Source organism: Fictibacillus phosphorivorans, from assembly GCF_007673525.1.
Taxonomy (GTDB): Bacteria; Bacillota; Bacilli; order Bacillales; family Fictibacillaceae; genus Fictibacillus; species Fictibacillus phosphorivorans_C.
Genome location: NZ_VDZU01000001.1, coordinates 2,290,113 through 2,312,045 on the forward strand (window position 1 = coordinate 2,290,113; position 21,933 = coordinate 2,312,045).

Sequence of the window (21,933 nt, forward strand, 5' to 3'; positions counted from 1 at the left end):
CTTCACTCCTTATTGCCTTTACTGCTAGGTAATCCGTTCATAAATAATCTAGTATTTCATCCAACTGTAACATTATATCAAAAATTGGATTATAGTTAAACTTGTAATCGTTTTAGTTTACATAATATAATTACGGTTTATTAATAATCTTATATAATGTGGTCAATAAAAAAGTTGACCTTAAAAAGCTTACTAATGCGCCTTTAAAGTCAACTTTACAAGTATCTAAATAATATTTAATTCTTTTCCTGCTTTTTTAAATGCATCCAATGCAGCTTGTAGCTCCTCTTTCGTATGCTGAGCGGTTACAATCGTACGTACGCGAGCTTTTCCTTTAGCTACTGTTGGGAATGCGATACCTTGAGCGAATACACCATATTTTAATAACGTATCAGATAGTTTATGCGCAAGCGCGTCATCACCCACAAGTACTGGTGTGATAGGTGTCTCACTAACTCCTGTATTAAACCCTAGTTCTTTTAATCCCGCTTTAAAGAACTTCGTATTATCCCAAAGTCTTTCCATGTGTTCTGGCTCTTCTTCTAGAACGTCGATCGCGGCTGAACTCGCTGCGATTACGGCAGGCGGATGCGATGTGCTGAACAAGAACGGACGGCCTTTATGAATCAGATAGTCTCTTAATGTTTGCGTGCTTGCAATGTAACCTCCAAGTACTCCAATAGCTTTACTTAACGTTCCGACTTGAATATGAACGCGGCCGTTCAAGTTAAAATGATCGATCGTACCCCGGCCATTCGTACCTAATACACCACTCGCATGTGCGTCGTCTACCATTACGAGAGCATCGTACTTTTCAGCCAGTTCTACGATTCCAGGAAGAGGCGCAATGTTACCGTCCATTGAGAAAACACCGTCTGTTACGACAATTCTTTTTCTGAATTCTTGTGTCTCTTTTAACGCTGCTTCTAAATCTTCTAGATCAACGTGTTTGTAGATTCTTCTTTTCGCTTTTGTTAAACGAATACCATCAATGATTGATGCATGGTTTAACTCATCTGAAATAACAACATCTTGATCTGTAAGAATAGCAGAAAGAATTCCTTGGTTTGTTGAAAAACCAGATTGGAAGACGAGACATGCTTCTGTGTGTTTGAATTCAGCTAATTTTTTTTCAAATTCTTCATGCATGGATAGAGTTCCAGCAATCGTACGCACAGAACCTGTACCCACTCCAAATTCTTCAACAGCTTTTAAAGCTGCTTCCTTCATCTTCGGATGACTCGTAAGACCTAAATAGTTGTTGGAAGAGAGCTGGATTACTTCTTTTCCATTGATCACAACTTTTGATCCTTGCTCTGATTCAAGCGGTACAAGCTTTCTGAATGTACCTTCTTCTTTCATATGATCTAATTCTTCTTGCAGGTATTCAAAACCTTTCATCACGATGTTTTGCCCCTTTCGATTTTAAGGAATAAGAACTACTTTTCCGCAATTTCCTTTTATCATGAGATCAAAGCCTTCTTCAAACTTTTCAAGTGGAAGTGTATGAGTAATGATCGTTTCAGGATGCATGCTTCCTGACTGTAAAAGCCCTGAAACCTGTTGCCATGTTTCATACATTTTTCTTCCCGTAATTCCTTGAACTGTAACACCCTTAAATACTACATCGTTCGTTAAGTCGATCTCAACAGGTTTAACAGGAAGACTTAAGATTGAAACACGACCACCGTTTGTGATCATCTTAAATCCTTGGTCGATCGCAACTGGATGACCGCTCATCTCACAAACAACATCCACACCATTTCCATCCGTTAAATTCATCACTGTATCAACTGGATCGGTAGATTTAGGGTTGATCACTTCTGTCGCACCTACTTTTTTAGCAAGATCTAAACGATAATCGTTCAGATCGATAGCGATTACCTGACTTGCACCTGCTGCTTTCGCAACGTTAACCGCCATGACACCTATCGGGCCACATCCGATGACAGCCACCGTTTTACCAGCAACATCACCAGCTAACACAGTATGAACAGCATTTCCCATCGGCTCTTGAATTGATCCATGTTCAAACGGCATCTTAGGATCATTTTTCCAAATGTTCTCTGATGGCATTGCTACATACTCTGCAAAGCAGCCATGAGTATCAACACCGATGATCTTTGTGTTCTTACAGATGTGGAACTGTCCTTTTAAACATTGTGGACAAGAATGACAAACTATATGTGTTTCAGCCGATACGTGATCTCCAACAGAGACATTTGTAACAGCGCTTCCAACTTTTTCAACAACTCCTGAAAACTCATGTCCAAAAACATATGGCGTTTTCACACGACTCTGTGACCACTCATCCCATGTGTATATATGGACATCTGTTCCACAGATCGAAGTTGCTTTAACTTTGATCAGCACTTCACTTTCATTAATTTCAGGAATATCTACTGTTTCTAATCTAGCTCCATAACCCGCATGATGCTTAACTATTGCTTTCATTTTTCCTTGCACAGAAACACCCCTCACTGTAAACCTTAATATCATATCCATCAATAATTGTACATGGATTGAACAACAAGGTAAAGAGCTGTGTCCATCCCACACGGACATTCGCGGATGCCAAAAAAAATTTAAAGATTTTTTTTCTTAAAAGCTTTTTTCGTATATATAGGTGTATACCGTATAGAGTTCATTTGAGCTCCAGGACGTTCGCTTTAAAAAACTTTCGTAAGAAGAAAAAGATAGAAATTCATGCAGCACGATAAAAAATAAAAAAGCCCTTCTCCAAATTTAAGGAGAAGAGCTGTTTCTTACATGAATTCTGACATCAATTGATTAAACTTTTCTTCAGGTAAGTTCAGATCAACTTTTGCAAGTGCTTCTTTGCTGTATCCATGCGCAAGATCTTGATAAGAAGGTTTTACCTTATCTTGATAGATGATCCCTTTTACAAGGCCTTTGTTTTCCATTAGTGTTTGCATAGCCATCATACGGTTTGAAGAATCATAGCCTTCAATCGTGCTTAAAGATACGAGATGCTCTTTAAACCAGTCATATGTGTTCACTTTATTGTATGTCACACAGGGGGAGAAAACGTTGATCAATGAGAAGCCTTTATGGTTGATCCCAGCTTCGATGATGGAAGTTAACTCTTTTAGGTCAGTTGAAAAACTTTGAGCCACAAACGTAGCTCCAGCCGTTAAAGCGAGTTCCATCACACCAATCGCTGATTCTACAGAACCTTCTGGCGTACTCTTCGTTTTAAAACCAACATCAGATCGAGGTGATGTTTGTCCTTTTGTTAGACCATAAATCTGATTGTCCATAACAATATAAGTAATATCGATGTTTCGTCTGATCGCATGTACGGTGTGACCCATTCCGATCGCGAACCCATCTCCATCACCACCTGAAGCGATAACAGTCAGATCACGATTTGCCATCTTAACACCTTGTGCGATCGGCAGCGAACGGCCATGGATCCCATGGAAACCATAAGATTTAATATACCCTGAGATACGTCCCGAACAGCCGATTCCTGACACAACAGCAAGGTCATCTGGTTCTAAACCTACATTTGCAGCTGCTCTTTGAATAGCTGCCTGTACAGAGAAATCTCCACATCCTGGACACCAGTTCGGTTTGATGCTGTTACGAAAATCTTTAAATGTAGCCATATTAAACCAGCTCCTTGCATTTCATGACAACTTCTGATGGCAAGAAAGGATTCCCATCATATTTTAATAAGTTCTTAACCTTCTCATGCTGTCCAACATTCATTTTTAAGATGTTCGCCAGCTGTCCTGTCGCGTTGTTCTCGACTACGATTACGTTCTTCGCTTTGTCGATCATCGATCTCATCTCATCGGCAGGGAACGGATGGATCAAACGAATATGAGCATGATTTACTTTTAAGCCATCTGCTTCTAAACGAGGGATCGCTTCTTCGATCACTCCTCGTGTTGAATTGAACCCAACTAAAAGAATATCAGCTTCTTTATGAGGAGCTTGTTTAACAACCGGTACATTAAAACGCAGGTTTTGAAGTTTACGCAGTCGTTTATCCATCTGCTTTTGACGGTTTGCTGCTACTTCTGAAGGCTTTCCTGTCTCATCATGCTCAACACCCGTGACATGGTGGATACCATTCTTCATACCCGGGATTACGCGAGGAGAAATACCATCTTCAGTTACTTCATAACGCTTGAAGTACCCATCTTTATCGTCTGTTTCTGGAAGCTCTTCTTTTGGATCAAGCTTACCGCGACGAATCTCTACGCGGCTATAATCTAATGGTTCAACGGATTGCTTCCCAAGAGAAAGTTGAAGATCTGTAAGTAAGATAACAGGAATCTGATATTCTTCTGCAATATTTAACGCCTCAACAGCGTCATAGAATGCTTCTTCAACCGTACTTGGTGCCATAACCACTTTTGGAATCTCACCATGAGTACCATAGATCATTGCCATCAAATCAGATTGTTCTTGTTTTGTAGGCAGTCCTGTGGATGGACCTCCACGCTGTGTGTCTACAACAACTAAAGGAACTTCTGTCATCCCGGATAGACCTAAAGCTTCCATCATTAAGGATAGACCTGGTCCTGCTGACGATGTAATCGTACGAACACCTGCATAGTTCGCTCCGATCGCCATCGTACAAGCAGCGATCTCATCTTCTGTCTGAATTACCGTTCCGCCAAACTCTGGCAATTTTTTGATCAAGTATTCCATGATCTCAGATGCCGGCGTGATCGGATAAGCAGACATGAAACGTACGCCTCCTGCCACGAATCCTAAAGCAATCGCATCGTTTCCAATCATGAACATTCTCTTTTTGCCGTCTGCTTTATTTAATTGGAATCCATCGATCTGGCCACCAGATAATTCATTGAAACGATCTGCGCCTTTTTGGATAGCTTCCATGTTCTTTTCTACTACTTTTGCTCCTTTACGAGCAAAAATCTCTTCTACAACTTCTAAATAGCTTTCTACAGGAAGACCTAAAACAGCGCTAGTCGCTCCGATCGCTACCATGTTCTTCATAAGAGATGTGCCTAGTTCACTTGCAATCTCTGTAAATGGTACCGAATATAATCTTACATTAAGGTCTTCAGGAACTGTAGGATTGAATTTTGAATCTCCAATCACGACTCCTCCATCACGAAGCTCATGTACGTTTACATCGATCGTTTCTTGATCGAATGCTATTAAAATATCAAGATCATCAGAGATCGAACGGGTTTCACTCGTGCTTACACGAATCTTATTGTTGGTATGACCGCCTTTAATTCTGGAAGAAAAGTGTCGATAGCTATACAGATAGTAGCCTTGGCGGTTAAGTGCCATCGCAAAAATTTCACCTGTACTATCAATTCCTTCACCTTGCTGTCCGCCAACTTTCCAAGAAAGTTGATCAATCATGTACTCCACCCTTTCAGTAACCCAAACGTTAATTTTTTCAATCAATAGTTTGATTTAGTATGGTTCATGTTGTGTTGAACGCGCATTATCACGTTTACTTAAATTATGTACTAAACGTCTACAATTCTAGACTTAACTTCATAAAAATGCAAGTATTCGCCTAGCAAAATTCACACTATTACAAAAAATGTAAATAAAAGAAAGCGCTTTAAAATGCTTGGTACTCTCTTAGAATTCTATATACGTTTCCGCATTTCCTTCTCTTATTCTTTGCATACCTTCTAAAAAGAAAATAAGTCTATAAAACTAAAAACCTGCTTGCTCTTTTTGGTGAGCAAACAGGTTTCACTTTAATTAGCGCGGTTCAACAATTAATTTAATGGCCGTTCGTTCTTCCCCATCAATTAAGATATCTGTAAATGCTGGAATACAAATGAGGTCAACTCCGCTCGGTGCTACGAAACCTCGTGCGATAGCTACTGCTTTAACAGCTTGGTTTAATGCACCTGCTCCGATTGCCTGAATTTCAGCGCCTCCACGTTCCCGGAGAACACCAGCAAGTGCACCAGCTACAGAGTTGGGGTTAGATTTTGCTGAAACTTTTAATATTTCCATTGTTTTGAACCTCCTTCAGGATAGATACCTGTTCTACTATATTCATTGATTAAGGCTTGTATTCCTGCCGAAACAAAATTGTGCATTCTCTCTCTTATTTGCTGATTTGTTAAAGCAGCTGCCCTATGAATAAACCCCGGTATTCTAGTACCCTTAACAAAGTTCTTTCAAACCATAATGTGGTTTTTCCGGAAAAAAACTATGATTGACCTACTACTAAAACACCTGTTCTTGCGTATCTTCTCTTCTGATATCTTTATTCAAAAACATCATATCTCTTTCTAGTTAAGACATCTACCATATAAAAAAGCGATGGGATTGATCTCCCACCGCTTTGTTTGTTTATTTTGCGTATTCAACTGCTCGAGTCTCACGAATGACTGTAACTTTGATGTGTCCTGGATAGTCCAGTTCACTTTCAATCTTTTTCGTAATATCACGTGCTAGTCGGTATGATGCTACATCATCAATCATATCCGGTTTAACCATGATACGTATCTCACGGCCTGCTTGTATCGCAAAAGATTTTTCAACTCCATCAAATGATTCTGAAATCTCTTCTAACTTTTCAAGTCTGCGGATATACGTTTCAAGTGTTTCACGGCGTGCTCCTGGTCTTGCTGCAGAAAGTGCATCTGCTGCTGCAACTAGAGTAGCTATGATCGAAGTTGCTTCAGTGTCTCCGTGGTGAGACGCAATGCTGTTGATGACTACTGGGTGTTCCTTGTACTTCGTAGCAAGTTCCACACCAATGTCAACGTGACTGCCTTCTACTTCATGATCGATCGCCTTACCGATGTCATGAAGCAAACCAGCTCGTCTTGCAAGATGAACGTCTTCCCCTACTTCAGCTGCCATTAATCCAGCTAAGTAAGCCACTTCTGTTGAATGTTTTAGAACGTTTTGACCGTAACTTGTACGATACTTCAAACGTCCAAGAATCTTGATCAAATCAGGATGAAGTCCGTGAACACCAACTTCGAAAGTTGTCTGTTCTCCTACTTCGCGGATATACTCATCCACTTCTCGACGTGATTTTTCAACCATCTCTTCAATTCGTGCAGGGTGAATTCTTCCATCCTGTACAAGCTTGTCCAAAGCCATACGTGCAATTTCACGGCGGATCGGATCAAACCCAGACAGAATAACGGCTTCTGGAGTATCATCAATGATTAAGTCAATTCCAGTTAACGTTTCTAACGTCCTGATGTTTCGCCCTTCACGTCCAATAATTCTTCCTTTCATTTCATCGTTAGGAAGGTTTACTACAGAAACTGTAGTTTCTGCTACGTGATCGGCTGCACAGCGTTGGATAGCTAGGGAAAGAATTTCTTTTGCTTTCTTGTCCGCTTCTTCTTTAGCGCGGTTTTCCATCTCTTTTACCATCATCGCCAACTCATGTGTCATCTCGTTCTCAGTTTCAGTCATGATAATTTGGCGGGCTTCATCCCTGGTAATGCTGGAAATGCGCTCAAGCTCTCGCTGTTGTTCTTCTAGCAATTCCTCCACTTTGCTTTCAATCTCTTCAATTTGTCGCTGTTTTTTGGTGAGAGACTCCTCACGTCGTTCTAAAGATTCCTCTTTTTTGTCAAGAGTTTCACTTTTTCTGTCTAGGATCTCTTCTTTTTGAACCAATCGATGTTCTTGTTTTTGAAGCTCGTTTCGACGTTCGCGAATTTCGCGTTCAGCTTCGGTACGTAGCTTATGGATTTCATCTTTTGCTTCTAACAGCGCTTCTTTCTTGCTGGCGTCAGCATCGCGCTTTGCATCTTCAACAATTTGCGCAGCTGCTCGTTCTGCGCTTGAAATCTTCGCTTCAGCAATTGATTTCCTAACAAGATATCCGACAATAGCACCGACACCTAGTGAGACAAGCAAACTGGAGATGAATACTGCTAAACTTGGCATATTCCCACCTCCTCTTGCTTTCTGCTTTTCATACTGCATTTTTGGCGTCAATCGTCTTACATGTGCTGTGCACCATTCATGTCGTACAAATTCTATACATATCTTTTAATTTCATAAGAAATCAAAATATATCTTCATTTTATAGGTGTGCCAAAGGCTTGTCAAGAGAGTCAATCTTCTATAATAATTGCTTGACCTTAAAATAGCAAGGAGCATATTTTGCCTGTCATATCCGTTATTTTGAAAACTGGTTTCACATACCAGTTGCTTTTAGAAGGAGTTGATTTCCGTTCTAGTTGTTCGCTTTCTGCGGCGCGAGCGGTGAGCTACATATTAACTTTCTGTCTGCCCACCGTCCTATCCAAGTCTCATACGTTGCACTCCAATCAACTGTCACAGAAGAAACGAAATCTGAGATTAAAAAAGAGCAAAAAAAAGACCGGTCGTACTGACCAGTCTTTCCCGATTGCTATTCTGTTAACTCAAATTCTTCTTCCGAGGAAGGAGCTTCCACTTCAGCAGTTGCTTTGCCTTCTAGCTGATAATAGTTGCGGATTTCTGCAACGATTGCTGATGCGATCTCAGGGTTTTCTTTTAGGAATTGCTTCGAGTTCTCACGACCTTGACCTAAACGTTCGCCTTCGTAAGAATACCAAGCACCGCTCTTTTGAACGATGTCAATGTCTGAACCGATATCCAGAATCTCACCTTGATAAGAGATGCCTTCTCCGTACATGATATCAACTTCAGCCGTTCTAAACGGAGGAGCTACTTTATTTTTTACAACTTTAATTTTTGTTTTATTACCAACAACGTCTTGTCCTTGTTTCAGCTGTTCAGCACGACGTACTTCCAAACGAACAGATGAATAGAATTTTAAAGCTCTTCCCCCTGGTGTTGTTTCAGGATTTCCGAACATAACGCCAACTTTTTCACGAATTTGGTTGATGAATACTGCGATGGTTTTCGATTTATTGATGGCACCTGAAAGTTTACGAAGTGCTTGAGACATTAGACGAGCTTGGAGACCAACGTGAGAGTCACCCATTTCCCCTTCGATCTCAGCTTTAGGAACAAGTGCAGCAACGGAGTCGATGATCAAAATATCTACTGCTCCACTTCTTACAAGAGCTTCAGCGATCTCTAGCGCTTGTTCACCTGTATCTGGCTGAGACAATAAGAGTTCATCAATATTAACGCCTAGTTTTTGGGCATATTCAGGGTCTAGTGCATGCTCAGCATCGATGAATGCAGCTTGTCCACCATTACGTTGTACTTCTGCAATAGCATGAAGTGCAACGGTTGTTTTACCTGATGATTCAGGACCATATACTTCGATAATTCTTCCGCGAGGATAACCACCGATTCCAAGTGCGATGTCCAAAGTGATCGATCCACTGGAAACTGTTGAAATTCGCTGATCCGTTTGTTCACCCAATTTCATGATGGAACCTTTACCGAACTGCTTTTCAATTTGGCGTAGAGCCATATCTAGAGCTGCTTTTCTATCGCTCATTCAATTCACTCCTCAAATTCATTTTACATGTATTTTTGTTTCATTAATTCTGTTACTTGCTACTTCTCTATCATATCTCTTTTTTGTTCATTTGCCAATCATTTTACGAACATTTATTCGATTTTTTTATTGTCCTTCTTTGACCAATTGATTTAAATACCGAAATCCATGCTTAACCGCTCTTTCACGAATCCCTTTTCTTGAGCCTGCGAGTTTTATGGAGTGGGAATACGTTTGGTCATGTGTCGATATGCCGATAAAAACTGTTCCAGCAGGCTTGCCTTCCTGTCTATCAGGACCCGCAACACCAGTAAAGCTGATACCAATATCAGACTTTGTCTGCTTTTTAATTTCCTCTGCCATCCATTCTGCACATTGCGAGCTGACAACACCATGATCTGTGATTAAAGATTGAGGTACTTTAAGCATCGATTGTTTCAATGCGCTTGAATAAACGATGGTTCCTCCTTGAAACACAGAAGATGCCCCAGGAAAATCAGTGATAATTTTGCTGAATAATCCTCCAGTCAAGCTCTCTGCTGAAGCGATCGTCAGCTTATTATCTCGAAGAAGATCAAAAGTCTGATTCTCTAGCGTTTCGTCATCATAACCATAAAAATAAGAACCTGTACGGCTTAGAACTTCTTGTTCTACTTCATCCAGCAGTCTTTTTGCCTCAGTTTCTGAATGGTGCGATGCAGTAAGTCGAATCGTAACCTCATGTTCAGATGCTAGAGGAGCAATGGTAGGATTGCTTTGTTTCTCGATCAAATCCTGAAGCTTTGTTTCTAAGACCGATTCCCCAATCCCAAAAAATTTCAAGACTCTTGAATGAAACTTTGTCTGCACATCCATTTTAGAATAAAGAAAAGGAATTACATAGTTGTTGAACATGGGTCTCATCTCACTAGGTGGTCCAGGTAGGAGTATACACGTGTTGTTACCATGAGTAAACGCCATTCCGGGTGCCATACCGTTATCGTTTGGCAATACGGCAGATCCTTCAATAATGAGAGCTTGCTTCTTATTGTTCGGTGTCATCTCTCGATTGGTTTGAACAAAATAATTGGTTATATACTCTAAAGCAGCTTCATCATGGACCAATTCCTTTTGAAATAGTTTGGCGATCGTTTCCTTCGTCAGGTCGTCTTTAGTTGGTCCAAGACCTCCCGTAAAGATGAGCAGATCCGATCTTGACCTGGCTGTTTGAATCACTGATGAGAGGCGGTTCTCATTATCGCCTGCTACTGAGTGATAAAAAACGTTGACTCCGATGTCAGCAAGCTCTTTTGAAATAAACTGAGCATTCGTGTTTGCGATCTGTCCTAATAAAAGTTCACTGCCAACTGCTATGATTTCTGCGTTCAACTCATACACGCTCCCTGATTGTATTCTCTGATTTCATATCATTCAAACTTATATATGCAAAGAAACGCTATCATTTCTTCACGATTTCTCCATTTTCACCTACAGCTAACAAAAAAACAGGAGTTTTCTGCTCCTGTTTTTTCTTCATTCTAGATTACTTTGATTTTAATAAAATATGTTTGCTGTTCACGAAATACTCCCAGCCAGAATATAAGGTAATCAGAGTTGCTGCCCAAAGACTGATCGTTGCAAAAGGAAGTCCGATCCATGCAAATGGTAGATTGTGAAGCAATAGAGCTGAAATCGCAATAATCTGTATCCACATCTTTAGTTTACCCATCTGTCCTGCTGCAATAACTTCGCCTTCTGCAGAAGCAACAGCACGGATTCCTGTAACAGCGAACTCTCGGCTTAGAATAACGATAACCATCCATGCAGGTGCAGCTCCAAGTTCAACTAAACCTACAAGTGCAGCTGAAACGAGCAGCTTGTCAGCTAATGGGTCCAAAAATTTCCCTAAATTCGTAACTAAGTTATATTTGCGCGCATAATAGCCGTCGACCCAATCAGTGCTAGATGCAAAGATAAAGATCAGCGCTGCTACAAAATGAGTGACAGGTAATTCTTCACCCGCTATCTTCCATACTCCCCAATCAAAATCGCCCAAAAGAACAATCATAAAGAGTGGAATTAAAAAAATCCTAGAAATGGTAATCTTATTAGGTAAGTTCAATGCAATTCCTCCAAAATACGGTCAAAATCAATTTTGTATTAACTATTGTTGAGCCTTACGAATCACAATTTTTTGATGGATCAGTTCAGTAGCTGGCACTGGATATGTGAATGCTTCTCCATTAATTTTAATAGATGTTACATGAGACGCGCCAATATTTAGTGTTACCTCTTTTGCAGAAGAAAGGTCGAAGGTTTCTGTTTGACCTTCTTTCATCTGATTATTAAAATAGCTTTTCGTAGTCTCATCTTGGATCCCTACATAACTAGGCCCTTTTGCACTAAGTTCCACAACCAGTTTATCCGTATCTTTCAAATCATAAGTTGTTACTTTACCGATCGTTTCAAGTTTCGTTAACGTTTGTTGTTTCTCTTCTTCTTTTGGAGCTTCAGATTTTTCTTCTTTCTCTTCAGAAACATCTTCTTTTTCTTTCTTTGTTCCTTCTTTTTTCTGTGGTTTGTTCTCATCTGCATCCAAAAGAACACCTGGTGAATCATTGCCGCTTTTCGCTTGATCATTCCCATCAGGAAGAAGCTTCCATACGACAAAGAGGACAACCACGATCAAAACTCCAATAAGTACGATCGGTATCAACCTTTTTAAAAGAGAATGATCTTCTGATACTCCGGACCGCTCTCTTTTTGAACGCGGTTCGAACTCTGTAGTTGGTTCTTTTGCCGATTTTGGTATCTCATGAGAATATTCATCAAAAATGGTCTCATAATGCAAACCTACAGCTTCACAATAATTTTTAATGAACGCTCGAGCATAAAACGATCCTGGAAGTACTTCATACTTTCCCTCTTCAATGGCTACAAGATATCTTTTTTGTATCTTAGTAGCTGTTTGAAGTTCCTCAAGTGACATTCCTTTTTCTTCGCGTTTTTCTTTTAATAACTTACCGAGTTCTGTCAACCTTCCCACCTACTTACGTCATTCTAAATTTCCGAATCCTGTTTGATCTTGTTTCAGAGCTTCATATGTAATTTCTTCATCACGATGACTCTTTAGCTCGATAATGTAGTCAAAATCATCAAGTGTATATTCCGTTTGCTGAACAAAAAGATCAGGATGTTCCACAACTTTCGCTGCAGGAAGCCTCATGATCTCTCGTATGAGCTGCCAATGTTTATCGTTCATATTACGTGCTGAAACCGCACCATCAATAATAAAAACATGGTCAGAATCGTATTCATCATCCGCAAGCATGCTTCTGACGGTCTGACGCAACAACGTGGATGAAATAAAGACCCAACGTTTATTCGCACAAACACTGGATGCTACGATACTTTCCGTTTTCCCAACACGGGGCATGCCTCTAACGCCGATTAATTTATGTCCTTCAACTTTATATAATTCAGCTAAAAAGTCAACTAATATCCCAAGTTCATCTCTTATAAAACGAAAGGTTTTCTTATCATCCGCATCACGTTCAATATATCTGCCGTGTCTTACAGCGAGACGATCACGAAGCTTCGGTTTTCTAAACTTGGTTACTGTAATATTGTCCATTGAATCTAAAATCGATTGAAGCCGGTTGATCTTTTCTTCGTTATCAATGATCAGAAGCATTCCACGACGCTCGTTGTCAACACCGTTAATCGTGACGATATTAATTCCAAGCATACCCAATAAGGAAGATATATCCCCTAGGAGACCCGGCCGGTTTTTATGTATCTCGTACTCTAAATACCATTCTTGCTCTCCCATAATTCATCTCCTTATTCTTTCAAAATGAAACAAAATTCTACATCTATTCTTGTTTCTAATAATAAATGATTTCAATTTATTATGAAAGCAAAATAAAAGGATGTTAAGAAAAATTTCTTAACATCCTTCACCATTTAGCGGCTTCCGTCGTTTTGAACTAGCTTTACCATCATGTTTGCGATGGCGTGTCTTTCGTTTTCATCGGCCACTTTCCAAAGATCGGCAAGAACTTTTTCTTCCTCGTTTTTTGGTTCTACGTGGTTCGCTAAGTAGCCACCGATCTCAGTTGCTAAGTTCGAGATCGTATCGTGGTTCATACCTTCGTGTTCCGCGTGATTTAAACGCTCTGCCAAGAAATCTTTCCATTGACCAAAGTTGTCTAATACAGACATGCTGTCTCCTCCTTCAAGGTTGATACAGCATTAATATCTCTTAGTTTCATGCTTTTTATACATGTTTTTTTAAGTAAACCACGATCCGTTGATCGAAAGGATATGACCAGAGATATAATCCGCTTTTTCGCTCATTAAAAATTCAACAGCATGAGCAACTTCACGTGGTTCCCCAAACCGCCCAGCAGGTATATCGTCAGCCAATGAACGCTTCTCTTCATCTGTAAACTGGTCCATCATAGGAGTGGATATCACTCCTGGAGAGATGCCATTTACTTGTATATGGCTCGGAGCTAATTCTTTTGAGAGAGCTTTAACAAACGTATTCAATCCGCCTTTTGCGGCAGAATAGACCGTCTCACATGCAGCCCCTACTTCTCCCCAAACGGATGTGATCATGATGATCTTTCCAGATTTTTTTTGAATCATGTTAGGCACAATCGCCTTCGACAGTGAGATCGCACTTAAAAGATTCAACTGCATCGTCTCTGTAATAGATTCTTCGGTAAAATCCGTGAGAAGGCCAAAATGAGCAGAGCCAGAGTTATATACGAACACATCTATAGGCTCTTTAATTTTAGACCATAGAGCTTTTGGTCCATCTGCTTTAGACAGGTCAGCAGAGACTATAAAAACGGGTACATCATATTTATCCTTTAATTCGTTCTGCAGCTTTTCTGCAGCGCTTCGATTGGTGTTGTAATGAAGATACATCCGAAAACCATTTGATGCTAACATATGGCTGATCTCGCTTCCGATCGCTCCTGATGCTCCTGTGACAAGCGCGTTTTTCAATGTTAATCCCTCATTGCTGTAAAAAAACATCCTACCTCAGCAGGATGTTTTTAAATTTATTATGACTTCTTTTTTTGTACTTGGCAAACGGTCATGGCTTCTTTTTTAAAGTGGTCTTGTAGAACACTTTCCACATCACGAACAGTCAGCGATTCAAAAACGGGGATCACATCAAACAAGTCCATCTCATTGAACGCATAGCGAGTGAATTGATTTGCAATAAACTCCGGTGAGTTCAATGATCGTAAAAATGCACCGATCTTCTTTTTACGAGCGCGATCAAATGAACCTTCATCAATCGACTGTTGTTTAAAGTCTTCAACCATGCCTGAGATTCTTTCAACAAATTCATCTGGAGATCCAGTATCTCCTCCGAGCATGCTGAATCCAAATCCATTCTCTTCTGTGTAATCAAAAGAGAAGGTCTGGTCGATCAACCCTTCCTCATACAATGTTTCATAATTCGGAGAGCTTTTTCCGAACATCATCTCCAAAAGAAGATTTACACTTAGTTCATGTTTCATTAACTCTTTTCCTTGACGATTAGGAGCAGCTTCTTTATAGCCCATATAGCACTTAGGAGTCTGTACGGTCATCTCGATCACTTTCTTTGTTTTTGCGACCGACTGTGGTTCCTCGTCAAAGAATCGTTCGATGTTTTCTTTTTCTTTGAACGTTTTTTGTGATTGATTGTCTTTAACAAAACTTAATATATCTTTAGCATCTACCGGACCCACGATAAAGAGAATCATGTTGCTCGGATGATAAAACGTTTCATAACACTCATACAGATCATCTTTTGTAATCTTAGCGATAGATTTTTCAGTTCCAGCGATATCGATCTTTACTGGATGATGGTGATACATATTTTCAATCAGACCAAAATAAACGCGCCAATCCGGATTATCATCATACATTCTGATCTCTTGACCGATGATTCCTTTTTCTTTTTCGACCGTCTTTTCTGTAAAATAGGGTTCTTGTACGAAGTCGATTAAAGTCGTTAAGTTTTTCTTTACATCACCCGTTGTTGAAAACAGATAAGCCGTTCTGTTAAATGTCGTAAAAGCATTAGCAGATGCACCTTGTTTACTAAAATCTTGAAAGACATCTCCATGCTCTTTTTCAAAAAGTTTATGCTCAAGAAAATGTGCGATTCCATCAGGAACTTTCACATTTTCATCTTTGCCTAACGGCTTAAAGTGATTATCCACTGATCCATAATGTGTCGTAAACGTAGCGTATGTCTTATTAAAGCCTTTCTTTTCTAAAACATAAACCTTTAACCCATTCGCTAGTTCTTCATAATGCAGCGTTTCATCTAATTGATCAAACGTTTTCATTCCCATTCGTGCCAGCTCCCTTCAAGAAGAAAATGGTATCTAATGTTACCTTTTTAGCTACTGCAACCACATCATCTTTTGTTACTTTTTTTATTCCTTCCATCCAATCTTCAATGGAACGATTCGTACCTGCAACAACATTGTGATACAGCACTTCTGATAGACCGATCGGGTGGTCGATCGTCTCTAACACTTGATTGTTGATCATCGCTTTCGTCTGTTCGAATTCAGAGTCTGTGATCTTGCCGTTCTTCATTTCTTCATGCTGTTCTTTAATAATTTTTACCGCTTTTTCATAATTGGCAGTCTCGATTCCGCTCATAACAAAAACAGCTCCTTTATGGCTCTCGAACCGAGAAGCTGCATAATAAGCCAAACTTTCTTTTTCACGAACGTTCATAAACAATTTAGAGTGAGAAAACCCGCCAAAAATCCCGTTAAACACCTGTAGAGCAAAATACTCTTCATCTGCATAGGTAGTATACGTGCGGTAACCCATGTGCAGTTTTCCTTGTTGTACATCTTGCTCTTCGAAGATTTCCTTAACTTCAGAGATCCTTTTTTCGTCTGCAGCATTCACCGCTATAGTCTCGTCTTCTTTTCTATCTTTTGAAAAACGGAAATGCTTGCTAACCTTGTCAACCATCTCATCTGTTGAAATATCACCGATCACATAAAGATCGATCTTATCATTTCTAATCACTTCTTGATAATAGTCAAACAGTTCTTTTGGTGAGATCGAATCAACTTCATCACCGTTTCCATAAACATTCAAGCGGTAAGGTTCTGTGTCGTACATCTCTTCTAAAAGTCGTTTGTTTGCATAACGCATCTTGTCATCATAGATGGATTCAATCTGTTGTTTCAGACTGCGCTTCTCTTTTTTTACGATTCCCTCTTTAAACACATCACCTTCAAGAGCAGGAGCTAAGAGAACTTGTGATAATAAATGGAAGGCTTTATCAAGAACAGGCTCTGAGTTGGATAAAAATTTCTCATTTGCTACTTCCATACGAATACTAATTACTTGATTCTCACCTTTTTTGGAAAGATCAGCATTTAATGTAGCTCCATATAGATCATCTAAAGCACTTCTTAACTCTTTGGATGAAGGGAAATCCTTTGTACCGCTCTGTAAGACATAAGCAAGCAGAGCTCGCTTTGTAACGTTCTTTTCGTTGATCGGTTCTTTTACCTGAAGTATAAACGATGTGGTCTTATACTTTTTCGTTTCTATCGTATGTACAGTCATGCCGTGGAGATTGGTTTTTTTATGATTAACAATTCCCATTGAATAAGTACCCCTTTCATTATGTCTACATCCTAGTTTACCCATTTTCGATACCTGACATGACATTCCTCCTTTTAAAAACAAAAAAGTCCGCCTATCGGCAGACTTTTTTATTATATGTTACACAATGATGTTTTTGAAAGCAGTTGATCTCCGCTTCAGGATGATCGTTTTCCGCGGGACAGGCAGTGAGCCACATTCTACTTTTTATCTTTTTCCTTTTTCATAAGGTGTTCCAAGTGCTTTCGGTGCATCCGCACGGCCTACAAGACCTGCTAAAGCTAGTATCGTAAGTACGTATGGAGCGATAAGCAAGAATACTTTTGGAATATCTTGCAGACCTGGAATCTGAGCTCCAGAAATACTGATCGCTTGTGCTAGACCAAAGAATAGAGCAGCTCCTAATGCGCCTAGTGGATGCCATTTTCCGAAGATCATCGCAGCTAGAGCCATGAAACCTTGTCCTGTGATCGTGGAGTGTGTGAAGTTCCCTGAGATAGAAGCTACATATACAGCTCCACCTAGACCAGCTAGAGCACCACTCAAAAGAACGCCAACATAACGCATTTTTTTAACATTGATCCCCATCGTATCTGCAGCCATCGGATGTTCACCTACAGAACGAAGGCGAAGACCAAATGGTGTTTTGTAAAGAACATACCATACGATTAAAGCTACAAATACTGCTAGATAAGAAGTCAGATACGCATTTGAGAAGAATAGCTTTCCGATCACCGGAATATCTGACAGAAACGGAATATCACTTTTTGAGATACGTTCTGAAATTACAGGCGTTTGACCTGCATTAAAGATTTTCTTTGTTAAAAAGATCGCGAGTCCTACAGCCAAGAAGTTGATTGCAACACCACTAACGACTTGGTCCGCTTTTAACGAGATACTTGCAACAGCATGAATGGATGCAAATAGAGCTCCTACGATCATAGCTACAACAAAACTGACCCATGGTGCTGCACCAGCTAATCCGAACTGCTCACCATAATAGATCGTTACGGCGCCTGTAAAAGCACCGAATAGCATTAAGCCTTCTAAGCCGATATTTACAACTCCTGAACGTTCACTAAAAACGCCACCAAGAGCGGTAAAGATTAAAGGAGCAGCCGAAACGATAGCAGCAGGTATGATTAGTGCTAGAATATCCATAAAACTCATCAGATCTTACCTCCTCTGTTCACACGGTTCATCAACCAATGAACAAGATAGCTGCACGCAACAAAGAAGATGATTAAAGCGATAACGATTCCAACAAGTTCTGTCGGAACTCCAGCCATAGCTTGCATATTCAGTGCACCAATCTTTAATCCGCCGAAGAGTGCAGCACCTAAAATAACTCCAATCGCACTGTTAGCACCAAGAAGTGCAACAGCGATTCCATCAAATCCTACCCCGGTAAATCCAGCATTGATCGTCATGTATTGATACGTACCTAGACCTTCCATACTTCCGGCAATCCCCGCGAAAGCACCTGAAATCGCCATGGATAGGACGATGTTTTTCGACACGTTGATCCCAGCATACTGAGATGCATGCTGGTTGAACCCTACGGCACGAAGCTCATAACCTAATGTAGTTCTCCATAATAAGAACCACATGATCACTGCCGCAACGATTGCTATGATGATTCCAAAGTGAAGTGTAGAATTGTCTGTTAACTCTTGCAAAAACGGTGAAGCTAGAGAAGCTGATTCTTTTACATTCTCTGTTCGCTCACCCGGAGCAAGCATAAAATTACGAATGATTTCATTCGTGCTATAGAGTGCGATATAGTTCATCATAATCGTTGTGATTACTTCATGAACTTTAAAACGTGCTTTTAAGATACCAGGAACAGATCCCCATAGAGCACCAGCGACTCCAGCTGCTAGAACAGCAAGCGGAATATGAATAATGGCTGGAGCATCAACAAAAATCCCCACATAAACTGCAGCTAGCCACCCGACTAATAGCTGTCCTTCTACTCCGATATTAAATAATCCTGTTCTAAACGCAAACGCAACTGCCAACCCTGAAAGAATAAGAGGTGACATCTGTCTGATTGTTTCACCCCTATAATATGATTCGCCAAAAATCCCTTCAAAAAGAGCAGCATACGCTTCAATCGGTGGATATCCACTGATCAGCATGATAATACCGCCGATAAGAAGTCCTAAAAATACAGAGATAAGAGGCACAAGAAACTTCATTTTGTTTGTATTATTCTGCATGAACGGCACCTCTCTTTCCTCCAGCCATCAATAGACCCAGTTCTTGTTCTGTTGTTTCTTTCGGGTTCACGATCGCAACAATCTTTCCTTCATACATTACGGCGATTCGGTCACTCACGTTGATGATCTCTTCCAATTCAAAAGAAACGAGCAGTACAGCTTTTCCATTATCCCTTTGTTCGATCAGCTTGGAATGAATGAATTCGATCGCTCCAACATCAAGACCTCGAGTTGGCTGAGCGGCGATCAAAAAGTCCGGATCCCTGTCCACTTCTCTTGCGATAATGGCTTTTTGCTGATTACCACCAGATAATGCACGTGCTGGCGTATAAGCATCAGGTGTACGAACATCGTATTCCTCGATCAGCTTTTTAGCTTTGTCAAAGATCGGTTTAAAGTTCAATATGCCAGATTTAGAATAAGGCTTCTGATAATAGGTTTGAAGAACCATGTTCTCTCCTACTGAAAAGTCCAATACGAGTCCATGTTTGTGTCTATCTTGCGGAATATGACTCAGACCATTCTCTGTAACACTTCTAGGAGACTTATTCGTAATCTCTTTATCACGCAGATGTATCGATCCTTCGTGGACTTTATGAAGACCTGTGATTGCCTCTAATAGTTCAGATTGACCGTTTCCGTCAACTCCAGCGATTCCAACGATCTCACCTGCATGTACAGTCAGGTTTAATCCGTTTACAGCTGGTACTTTTCTGCTATCATGAACGATAAGATCTTTAATCTTCAATACAGCTTCTTTAGGAGCAGCATCTACTTTTTCAACTTTAAAGTTTACTTCACGACCAACCATCATCGCTGCTAGAGAATCAGGGTTAGAATCGCTAACATCTACCGTACCAACGCCTCTACCTCTTCTTATTACCGTACAGCGGTCACATACTTCCATGATCTCTTTTAGTTTATGAGTGATAAGGATGATAGACTTGCCTTCATTAACAAGCTTTTTCATGATCTGAATAAGTTCTACGATTTCTTGAGGTGTTAATACGGCTGTAGGCTCATCAAAAATGAGAATATCCGCTCCTCTATAAAGCGTTTTCAAAATTTCTACACGTTGCTGCATACCAACTGAGATATCTTCTATCTTTGCGTAAGGATCTACACGCAGTCCGTATTGATCAGAAAGAGCTTGTACTTCCTTAGCCGCTGTCTGAAGATCAACTTTTCCGCCTTTTGTAGGTTCTTTTCCAAGGATGATATTTTCGGTTACAGTAAACTTATCAACGAGCATAAAGTGCTGATGAACCATCCCAATACCAAGCGAGTTGGCAATATTCGGATCATTGTTCACCACTTTATTTCCTTTTACGAAGATCTCGCCTTGTTCTGGTTCGTAAAGACCGAACAAAACGTTCATCAATGTTGATTTTCCTGCACCGTTCTCCCCTAATAATGCATGAATCTCCCCTTTTTTTACTTGTAGCGTAATGTTATCGTTCGCTACGATTCCAGGGAATTCTTTTCGGATATTGCGCATGTCAATTACATATTCCATTTTCTTGCTCCCCCCTTATATGCATAAGGAAGGACTTGGCTCATGCCAAGTCCTGGCCTATTATTCATTTCACTTGAATTATTTTAAGTTCTTTTTGAACTCTTCAAATTCAGCGTCTGTCTTAGGAACTTTCACTTCGCCAGCGATGATTTTCTTTTTGAAATCTTCAACAGATTGAAGTGATTTCTCTTCAACGTTCTCTTGAGTTGGAGCGATACCTACTCCATCTTCTTTAAGACCGAATTCTACAATTTTCCCACCTGGGAACTTACCGTTCATCGCTTGCTCAGAAACTTCATAAACTGCTTGGTCTACACGTTTTACCATTGAAGTAAGTGTTACGTTCTCAGGCATACCTTCCTCGTGTTGGTCACGGTCAACACCGATTACCCAAACATCTTCACCGTTTTTCTTACGGTTCTTCGCTTCAGTGAACACACCCATCCCTGTTCCACCAGCAGCATGATAGATTACGTCAGCTCCTTGTTGATAGAACGTGTTAGCGATCTGTTGTCCTTTTTCAGCTTTGTTGAAGTCTTCTGCATATTGAACCATTACTTCAGCTTTAGGATTCGCTGTTAATACTCCAGCTTTAAATCCGTTTTCAAACTTCTTGATCAGTTCACTGTTTACACCACCAACGAATCCTACTTTGTTCGTTTTAGATTGCATTCCAGCTACTAGACCTACTAAGAATGAACCTTCATGCTCAGAGAACGTAATATTCGCTACGTTATCACCTTTAACAACCATATCAACGATTGCAAGCTTTGCATCAGGCTGTTGCTTCGCTACTGTTTCTACGTCAGTTCCCATTAAGAATCCGATCCCGAAAACTACATCGTATTTTTGACGAATCAGTGAGTTTAAGTTCGGCTTGTAATCACTTTGAGCAGTAGATTGCAAGTATTTGTAACCTTTGCTCTCTTCTAAACTATTATCTTTACCAAACTTTGTTAGACCTTCCCAAGCTGACTGGTTAAACGACTTATCGTCTACACCGCCAGTATCTGTTACCATCGCTACTTTAAAGTCTTTTTTCTCTCCTCCGCCAGAAGACTTCCCGTCATCAGAAGATCCACATCCGGCAAGAATCGTACCGGCAGTTAACATTGCAGTTACCATTAATCCTAATTTCTTTTTCAAGT

The 21,933-nt window shown here is 40.2% G+C and carries 19 protein-coding genes; all 19 read right to left on the minus strand.

Translation table 11 applies throughout. From position 1 onward, the window contains the following. Positions 1-225: 225 nt before the first annotated feature. The 19 genes from FS458_RS11410 to FS458_RS11500 all read right to left on the minus strand — a co-directional run bounded on the left by FS458_RS11410 (position 226) and on the right by FS458_RS11500 (position 21,931). Positions 226-1,401, minus strand: coding sequence for a glycine C-acetyltransferase (locus tag FS458_RS11410; RefSeq protein WP_144703518.1), 1,176 nt, complete (start codon positions 1,399-1,401; stop codon positions 226-228). A 24-nt stretch (positions 1,402-1,425) separates the two neighbouring features. Continuing rightward, entirely contained in the window at positions 1,426-2,466 is a 1,041-nt protein-coding gene (gene tdh, locus FS458_RS11415) for an L-threonine 3-dehydrogenase (protein WP_260858569.1), read from the minus strand. Positions 2,467-2,765: 299 nt separating this feature from the next. Then, complete coding sequence (locus tag FS458_RS11420; RefSeq protein WP_144700662.1) at positions 2,766-3,632, minus strand: 2-oxoacid:ferredoxin oxidoreductase subunit beta; 867 nt, start codon at positions 3,630-3,632, stop codon at positions 2,766-2,768. A 1-nt stretch (position 3,633) separates the two neighbouring features. Continuing rightward, entirely contained in the window at positions 3,634-5,376 is a 1,743-nt protein-coding gene (locus tag FS458_RS11425; protein WP_144700664.1) for a 2-oxoacid:acceptor oxidoreductase subunit alpha, read from the minus strand. 354 nt (positions 5,377-5,730) lie between these two features. Further along, complete coding sequence (gene spoVS / locus FS458_RS11430) at positions 5,731-5,991, minus strand: stage V sporulation protein SpoVS (protein ID WP_010193268.1); 261 nt, start codon at positions 5,989-5,991, stop codon at positions 5,731-5,733. 342 nt (positions 5,992-6,333) lie between these two features. Next, positions 6,334-7,899, minus strand: coding sequence for a ribonuclease Y (gene rny / locus FS458_RS11435; RefSeq protein WP_066393834.1), 1,566 nt, complete (start codon positions 7,897-7,899; stop codon positions 6,334-6,336). Between the two features lie 469 nt (positions 7,900-8,368). Next, a complete protein-coding gene (recA, locus tag FS458_RS11440; protein WP_144700666.1) occupies positions 8,369-9,415 on the minus strand; it encodes a recombinase RecA in 1,047 nt (348 codons plus the stop codon). A 126-nt stretch (positions 9,416-9,541) separates the two neighbouring features. Beyond that, entirely contained in the window at positions 9,542-10,783 is a 1,242-nt protein-coding gene (locus FS458_RS11445) for a competence/damage-inducible protein A (RefSeq protein WP_144700668.1), read from the minus strand. Positions 10,784-10,937: 154 nt separating this feature from the next. Further along, positions 10,938-11,516: a CDP-diacylglycerol--glycerol-3-phosphate 3-phosphatidyltransferase gene (gene pgsA, locus FS458_RS11450; RefSeq protein WP_066393829.1), complete on the minus strand. Its 579-nt coding sequence runs from the start codon at positions 11,514-11,516 to the stop codon at positions 10,938-10,940. Positions 11,517-11,558: 42 nt separating this feature from the next. Then, the gene (locus FS458_RS11455) at positions 11,559-12,431 is read right to left on the minus strand and encodes a helix-turn-helix domain-containing protein (protein ID WP_144700670.1); all 873 of its coding nucleotides are present in this window, start codon (positions 12,429-12,431) and stop codon (positions 11,559-11,561) included. 18 nt (positions 12,432-12,449) lie between these two features. After that, the gene (locus FS458_RS11460) at positions 12,450-13,226 is read right to left on the minus strand and encodes a DUF3388 domain-containing protein (protein ID WP_066393823.1); all 777 of its coding nucleotides are present in this window, start codon (positions 13,224-13,226) and stop codon (positions 12,450-12,452) included. 134 nt (positions 13,227-13,360) lie between these two features. After that, a complete protein-coding gene (locus tag FS458_RS11465; protein WP_066393818.1) occupies positions 13,361-13,618 on the minus strand; it encodes a DUF3243 domain-containing protein in 258 nt (85 codons plus the stop codon). A gap of 69 nt (positions 13,619-13,687) precedes the next feature. Further along, positions 13,688-14,413, minus strand: coding sequence for an elongation factor P 5-aminopentanone reductase (gene ymfI, locus FS458_RS11470; protein WP_391503397.1), 726 nt, complete (start codon positions 14,411-14,413; stop codon positions 13,688-13,690). Positions 14,414-14,472: 59 nt separating this feature from the next. Then, positions 14,473-15,762 (minus strand): EF-P 5-aminopentanol modification-associated protein YfmH, encoded by a 1,290-nt coding sequence (gene yfmH, locus FS458_RS11475; RefSeq protein WP_144700674.1) that lies wholly within the window; start codon positions 15,760-15,762, stop codon positions 14,473-14,475. Beyond that, positions 15,743-17,041, minus strand: coding sequence for an EF-P 5-aminopentanol modification-associated protein YfmF (yfmF, locus tag FS458_RS11480; protein WP_144703521.1), 1,299 nt, complete (start codon positions 17,039-17,041; stop codon positions 15,743-15,745). Before yfmF ends, yfmH begins: the two co-directional genes overlap by 20 nt. Positions 17,042-17,254: 213 nt before the next feature. Next, the gene (locus tag FS458_RS11485; RefSeq protein WP_144700676.1) at positions 17,255-18,217 is read right to left on the minus strand and encodes an ABC transporter permease; all 963 of its coding nucleotides are present in this window, start codon (positions 18,215-18,217) and stop codon (positions 17,255-17,257) included. Beyond that, positions 18,217-19,269 carry an ABC transporter permease gene (locus tag FS458_RS11490; RefSeq protein ID WP_144700678.1) on the minus strand — a complete coding sequence of 351 codons (1,053 nt, stop codon included), beginning with the start codon at positions 19,267-19,269 and terminating at the stop codon, positions 18,217-18,219. The genes FS458_RS11485 and FS458_RS11490 overlap by 1 nt, the downstream gene beginning before the upstream one ends. Further along, positions 19,259-20,785, minus strand: a complete 1,527-nt coding sequence (locus tag FS458_RS11495; protein ID WP_144700680.1) for an ABC transporter ATP-binding protein — start codon at positions 20,783-20,785, stop codon at positions 19,259-19,261. Before FS458_RS11495 ends, FS458_RS11490 begins: the two co-directional genes overlap by 11 nt. 78 nt (positions 20,786-20,863) lie before the next feature. After that, the gene (locus FS458_RS11500) at positions 20,864-21,931 is read right to left on the minus strand and encodes a BMP family lipoprotein (protein WP_305069399.1); all 1,068 of its coding nucleotides are present in this window, start codon (positions 21,929-21,931) and stop codon (positions 20,864-20,866) included. Between the last annotated feature and the right edge of the window lie 2 nt (positions 21,932-21,933).

Coding starts and splice junctions, on each gene's coding strand:
- spoVS (WP_010193268.1), bottom strand. CDS start 5,991: ATGGAAATATTAAAAGTTTCAGCAAAATCTAACCCCAACTCTGTAGCT.
- recA (WP_144700666.1), bottom strand. CDS start 9,415: ATGAGCGATAGAAAAGCAGCTCTAGATATGGCTCTACGCCAAATTGAA.
- FS458_RS11425 (WP_144700664.1), bottom strand. CDS start 5,376: ATGATTGATCAACTTTCTTGGAAAGTTGGCGGACAGCAAGGTGAAGGA.
- FS458_RS11490 (WP_144700678.1), bottom strand. CDS start 19,269: ATGCAGAATAATACAAACAAAATGAAGTTTCTTGTGCCTCTTATCTCT.
- FS458_RS11420 (WP_144700662.1), bottom strand. CDS start 3,632: ATGGCTACATTTAAAGATTTTCGTAACAGCATCAAACCGAACTGGTGT.
- FS458_RS11410 (WP_144703518.1), bottom strand. CDS start 1,401: ATGAAAGGTTTTGAATACCTGCAAGAAGAATTAGATCATATGAAAGAA.
- FS458_RS11485 (WP_144700676.1), bottom strand. CDS start 18,217: ATGAGTTTTATGGATATTCTAGCACTAATCATACCTGCTGCTATCGTT.
- FS458_RS11495 (WP_144700680.1), bottom strand. CDS start 20,785: ATGGAATATGTAATTGACATGCGCAATATCCGAAAAGAATTCCCTGGA.
- FS458_RS11460 (WP_066393823.1), bottom strand. CDS start 13,226: ATGGGAGAGCAAGAATGGTATTTAGAGTACGAGATACATAAAAACCGG.
- rny (WP_066393834.1), bottom strand. CDS start 7,899: ATGCCAAGTTTAGCAGTATTCATCTCCAGTTTGCTTGTCTCACTAGGT.
- FS458_RS11465 (WP_066393818.1), bottom strand. CDS start 13,618: ATGTCTGTATTAGACAACTTTGGTCAATGGAAAGATTTCTTGGCAGAG.
- yfmH (WP_144700674.1), bottom strand. CDS start 15,762: ATGGGAATGAAAACGTTTGATCAATTAGATGAAACGCTGCATTATGAA.